Source organism: Nguyenibacter vanlangensis, from assembly GCF_013376155.1.
GTDB lineage: Bacteria > Pseudomonadota > Alphaproteobacteria > Acetobacterales > Acetobacteraceae > Gluconacetobacter > Gluconacetobacter vanlangensis.
In genome coordinates this window covers 1-4,925 of record NZ_JABXXP010000193.1, presented here as the reverse complement: position 1 = coordinate 4,925, position 4,925 = coordinate 1, and the positions used below count along the sequence as shown (strand labels likewise).

Sequence of the window (4,925 nt, the reverse complement as noted above, 5' to 3'; positions counted from 1 at the left end):
CACACGCCCGCACCACGACCGCCCCCCGGTCCGACCAGCACCGACGCCAGGATCGCGGCCATGCACCACGCCTGCCCGACCGCCGTCAGGCCCGACAACAGGCCCGCCGCCACCACGGGCAGGGCCCGTACGCGCCCCATACGGGACTGGGCCCGGGTCCAGGCCCGCATCACTGTTTTGTCACCGCTCATGAGCCCGTTCTATAATCGAAGCGGGGGGTCAGGGACACCCATTCCCGCCAGTACCGTGTCAGAACATGTCGGCACGTGTCAGCCGGCGGCGCGTTTCTCGCGCACGTGGGCCAGTTGTATCGGGAAGAGCAGCACATAGCGCGTGCCGTTCTCCTCGGAGATGTCCATGACGCCGCCCAACTGCCGGACGAAGCCCCGAATCAGTTGCGTACCGAGGCCGCTGCGCTGTTCCGTCGAGCGGCGATGGCCCTCGGCCAGGCCGATTCCATCATCGGCGACGCTGAGCCGCGCATGCCGCCCGTCGGCACGCGCCAGCATGACGGCGACCGAACCGTGGCGGCCGTCGGGGAAGGCGTATTTGATCGCGTTGCTGACGATTTCGGTCACGATCAGGGCCATGGGCACGGCCTGGTCGGGCCCGAGTTCCAGCCCTTCGGCATCGACGGACAGCGTGATCCTTCCGCCCTGGTCCTCGCCCGCCGCCTGGAAGATCTGATGGCAGAGTTCGGTCACGAACTGTTCCATGCTGAGGCTGAGCAGTTCGCCGTCGGAATAGAGATAGCGATGCAGGGTCGCCAGGGCGCGCACCCGGTCGCGGGCCTGGGCGAATTCCTCGCGCGCTTCGGGCAGGCGGATGCGGTTGCCTTGCAGATTCAGCAGCGACGCGACGATCTGCAGGTTGTTCTTCACCCGGTGATGCATTTCCTTCAGCAGCAGGTCCTGCCGGGCCGAAGCGCGTGCCAGCCGCTGCTCGTGCCGGGTCAGGCTGCGCGTCGCCTTGGTGAAGGCCGCGGCCAGCCGGCGGATCTCGACCGGCATGGCCCAGCTATAGCGCGCATCGAACACGCCGCCATCCGCCTGCCAGAGTTCGACCGAACTGGTCAGGCGGCGCAGCGGCGCGACCAGCAGCACGTTCGCGCTCATCGCCACGCCGGTCAGGCCGCACCCCAGCAGGGCGATGATGACGAACAGCCAGATGACGAACATGACCAGCGCGTGGGTCTCGGCCATGTTGCGGCGGGTCATCGTCAGGGCGCCGACGCCGCCCTCCACCGGACCGAACGCATAGGCCGCGTCGCCGACGGACAGCACCTGGCGCCCGTAATGACCGGGTTGAAAGGCGGCGACCCAGGCCATGACCTGCGCAGGCGGCTGACGCGGGCGCCAGCAATCGCCGCAGAGCGGCGCGATATTATGGTCCCGCCCGACGATCCAGGCATCGATCGCGCCGTCCTTCTGGATGAAATCCAGGCGCGGATCGCCGATCTGCAGGTGATGGCGCGTCCAGACGACCGGCATGATCGCGGTCAGGAAACCGTGGCGCACCGGATTGCCCCCACTGTCAGCGATCATGGTGGCGATGGTGATGCGGATATAGGAACGTCCGTCCGGGTCCTGCCCGGGAACATCCAGCGGCACGATCCGCACGTCGCCGCTGAAGCTGGGCAGTTCGTCCGTCGATAATTGGGGTGGCAAGGGCAATGGCGCGCCGCTGTTCACCGCCACGACGATCATCCCCCTGTCATCCAGCAGCGCGAGCTGCCGGTAGAAATGGCCGGTCAGGGACTGGGCGAGCTGCAGCGTGTTCCCCACGCCCTGTTCGTCCAGGGCCATGCGGCTGACGGATGACAGCAGGGCGCTGACATGGTCGACGTCGTGGCGAATTTCCAGGTCGATGCGGCTGACGGCCATGTCGGCGCGAAAGGCCGGCGCCGCCAGCGTGTGGCGATAGCTGTTCCATGCCTGCAGCCCGCCGATGATGGCGATCGGCCCGGCGGACAGCAGGATGATCATCACCATGCGCGTGCTGACGGTGTCGAACAGCCGCCAGACTCGTGCCGGATGCGGCGTCTCGCCCCCCGGACGGCGGTACCCCTTGTCGCGCTCCATCTATTCCTTGGTCTTGCGATCTTCCTCGATTAGACGCAGCAGTTCCTCGGGTACCGGCTCACGCGCGATCTCGTCGAACAATTGATGCAGCCCGCGCTTGAGCCAGAGTTCGAACGGGTCGTCTTGCTGGGCTTTCCTGACGGGTTTGGGCTGCCTGGAAGAATGTGCATCCTTGGGCGGCGTCATCGTTGATCCCTGAGGCCCACTTATACCCCGCCAAAACTCTCGCGCATGTGCTCCGGTTGCACAATTCTCCTTCGAGACTAAAACACCGCTCGGCGACCGTCCAGCCGCCGGATGTCGCGCATGAGCGTTTGCGAAACGCCGGTCCACCTAATTCCCCACCCCCGTTTCAGGCCCCGTTTCAGGCATGGAGGACCGGCGCCCCTGCCTCGCGTTCGGCCAGCAGGTTGCGCATCCGGGCGACGCGGGCCTTGAGCGCGTTGCTTTCGGCCCCCTCGCCGACCATCCAGGCTTCCAACTGGCGGCGGGCGCGGAAGACGCGGCTCTTGGCCGTGCCGACAGCGCAGCCGGTGGCGTCGGCCAGCGCCTCGTAGCTCATGCCGTGCATGACGACCATGATCAGCGCCTCGCGCTGATCCTCGGGCAGCCGGTCCAGCGCCTCGGCCAGGTCTTTCAGCGCCAGCCGATCCTCGTGCGCGGCCGCGGTCGCCAGCGCCGCGGCGGGGACGTCCTCGATATCCGTCGTCTCGCGCCGCTTGCGCAGGTCGGAGATGAAGCGGTTGCGCAGAATGCGATGCATCCACGCCGAAAAATTCGTGCCGGGAATGAAACTCTCTTGGGCGGCGAGCGCGTTACAGACCGCGTCTTGCACCAGGTCCTCGGCCAGTGTCCGATTGCGCGTCAGGGCCAGTGCCTGCACCCGCAGCCGCGGAAGGATCGCGATGACCTGATCATGAAAGCTGTTGGACATTATTTCGTTTCCCTTCGCACGACTTCCCGTCACACGACGAAACAATGAACAGACTTGTGGCAAGGTTGCATTTTTTTCATGACGAAACCGTGAAACCGCGCGATGCATCGTGCCGGGGCGGGACGCCATCGGCCGATGGCCCATGCGGGCCCCTATTCGGTATCCGGGGCCGGCGTGTCGCCGCGCGCCTTCGCCACGAGTTTGGTCAACTGCGCCCGCGCGCGCGAAACGCGGGCCTTCATCGTGCCCACCGGAACGCCGCAGATGCCGGCTGCCTCCTCGTGAGTCATCTCCTGGGCGCCGACCAGGATCAGGGCCTCGCGCAGCAAAGGCGGCAGCAGCCAGAACACGTTTTCAAGATCGCGGACATCGTCGCGGACGCTGGCCGGGCGGCTTTCGGCCCGGCGTTGGGCCTGGACGGCGTAATCGTTCATCACCACCTGCTCGCGCAGATGGCGGCGCCGCTGCTCGTAGAAGACGTTACGCTGGATCGTGAACAGCCACGCCTTGAGATTGGTGTCGGCCTGGAACTGCTCCAGCGCCGCGAGGGCACGGACCAGCGTTTCCTGCACCAAGTCGTCGGACGACGCGGGATCCCGCGTCAAAAAACGTGCGAACCCGCGCAGATCCGGCAAAAGAGACATGATCTCGCGCCGCAGTTGCGATACCGTGCGGCCGCTCGTCGAGCCGGTGACCGATGCCAGGACGTGTCCCCTCCCTTCTTGCCGACAATTGTGACACTGTCATGCTCCAAACTGTAACATAATCCGATGGGAGTTGAATGTCCGATGCCCCTCTCGCGGCGGCAGGATCTGATCCGTGCCCTTCCTTACGCCAGGCGTTATGCCCGCGCCCTGACGGGCAGCCAGCCGCGCGGCGACCTGCTGGTCGCCGAAAGCCTGCGTGAACTGGCGGTTTCGGATACGGGGGAGATGTCACCCCGGCACAGCCTGTATCGGAGCATTTCACGACAATTTCAACCGCAGGACACTTCCGGCACGCGGGACGGGCTGGGTGGGGTGGAGCGCAAGCTGCTGCTGCTGACCGCGCTGGAGGAACTGACGGTTTCCGAAGCCGCCAAGGTCCTGGAGACGGAGGTCCAGCGCGCGTCGGACATTCTGGCGCATGCCCATGCCGGGCTGCGCACGGTCGCCGAGACCTCGATCCTGATCATCGAGGACGAACCGATCATTGCCATGGACATCGAGGAACTGGTCCGCAGTTGCGGCCATCAGGTCGCGGGCGTCGCCGCGACCGAGGCCGACGCGATCGAGCTGGCGCGCCAGACGCGGCCCGGGCTGATCCTGGCCGACATCAATCTCGGCGCCGGCGGCGACGGGATGAACGCGGTGGCCAGCATCCTGCGCCAACATGATGCGCCGGTCATCTTCGTCACCGCCTATCCGGAACGGCTGCTGACCGGCGAGGCGGTCGAGCCGACCTTCGTCATCACCAAACCGTTCGAACCGACGACGCTGGCGATCGCGACCTATCAGGCGGTCACCGGCGGCCCGCAGATCGATTAGTCAAACCCGGCGGAGGCAGCCGGCCGCGTGCCTCTTGCGCTGGGTGGCGCGCATGGGCCAGAACCCGATCCATGTCGCCTCCTCTCCTTCTTCTCCAGGACATCACACTGACGCTCGGCGGGGCCCCCTTGCTGGACAAGGCCGGGTTCGGCGTGGCGGCGGGCGAGCGTATCTGCCTGGTCGGGCGCAATGGCAGCGGGAAATCCACCCTGCTGCGCATCGCGGCCGGCGAATTGCAGGCCGATGACGGCACCCGTTTCCTGCAGCCCGGCACCACCGTGCGCTATCTGCCGCAGGAGCCCGACCTGTCGGGCTTCGCCACCGCGCTGGATTACGTCCGCGCCGGGATGGGGCCCGACGACCCCGCGCACCGCGCGGCCATGC

The 4,925-nt window shown here is 66.6% G+C and carries 6 protein-coding genes and 1 pseudogene; 2 read left to right on the top strand and 5 right to left on the bottom strand.

The genetic code is table 11. The features are described 5' to 3' along the window. From HUK84_RS10405 to HUK84_RS10385, 5 genes and pseudogenes are all read right to left on the bottom strand, one after another. Positions 1 to 191: pseudogene (locus HUK84_RS10405) on the bottom strand (thiol reductant ABC exporter subunit CydD); the annotation flags it as partial. A gap of 78 nt (positions 192 to 269) precedes the next feature. Continuing rightward, positions 270 to 2,081, bottom strand: a complete 1,812-nt coding sequence (locus tag HUK84_RS10400; RefSeq protein WP_176640232.1) for a sensor histidine kinase — start codon at positions 2,079 to 2,081, stop codon at positions 270 to 272. Beyond that, positions 2,082 to 2,267, bottom strand: a complete 186-nt coding sequence (locus HUK84_RS10395; RefSeq protein ID WP_176640231.1) for a hypothetical protein — start codon at positions 2,265 to 2,267, stop codon at positions 2,082 to 2,084. It abuts the gene before it with no gap. Between the two features lie 178 nt (positions 2,268 to 2,445). Continuing rightward, a complete protein-coding gene (locus HUK84_RS10390) occupies positions 2,446 to 3,015 on the bottom strand; it encodes a sigma-70 family RNA polymerase sigma factor (RefSeq protein WP_176640230.1) in 570 nt (189 codons plus the stop codon). A gap of 152 nt (positions 3,016 to 3,167) precedes the next feature. Continuing rightward, the gene (locus HUK84_RS10385; RefSeq protein WP_176640229.1) at positions 3,168 to 3,659 is read right to left on the bottom strand and encodes a sigma-70 family RNA polymerase sigma factor; all 492 of its coding nucleotides are present in this window, start codon (positions 3,657 to 3,659) and stop codon (positions 3,168 to 3,170) included. 144 nt (positions 3,660 to 3,803) lie between these two features. On the opposite strand from HUK84_RS10385, the gene HUK84_RS10380 reads away from it, so the two are divergent. Both HUK84_RS10380 and HUK84_RS10375 read left to right on the top strand, forming a co-directional pair. Further along, positions 3,804 to 4,541 (top strand): response regulator, encoded by a 738-nt coding sequence (locus HUK84_RS10380; protein ID WP_176640228.1) that lies wholly within the window; start codon positions 3,804 to 3,806, stop codon positions 4,539 to 4,541. Positions 4,542 to 4,612: 71 nt separating this feature from the next. Then, the coding region (locus HUK84_RS10375; RefSeq protein WP_176640227.1) for an ATP-binding cassette domain-containing protein at positions 4,613 to 4,925 on the top strand (313 nt) is incomplete at its 3' end.

What these genes read in the sequence shown, in the direction of transcription:
- HUK84_RS10400 (WP_176640232.1), bottom strand. Translation starts at nt 2,081, where the DNA reads ATGGAGCGCGACAAGGGGTACCGCCGTCCGGGGGGCGAGACGCCGCAT.
- HUK84_RS10395 (WP_176640231.1), bottom strand. Translation starts at nt 2,267, where the DNA reads ATGACGCCGCCCAAGGATGCACATTCTTCCAGGCAGCCCAAACCCGTC.
- HUK84_RS10390 (WP_176640230.1), bottom strand. Translation starts at nt 3,015, where the DNA reads ATGTCCAACAGCTTTCATGATCAGGTCATCGCGATCCTTCCGCGGCTG.
- HUK84_RS10385 (WP_176640229.1), bottom strand. Translation starts at nt 3,659, where the DNA reads ATGTCTCTTTTGCCGGATCTGCGCGGGTTCGCACGTTTTTTGACGCGG.
- HUK84_RS10380 (WP_176640228.1), top strand. Translation starts at nt 3,804, where the DNA reads ATGCCCCTCTCGCGGCGGCAGGATCTGATCCGTGCCCTTCCTTACGCC.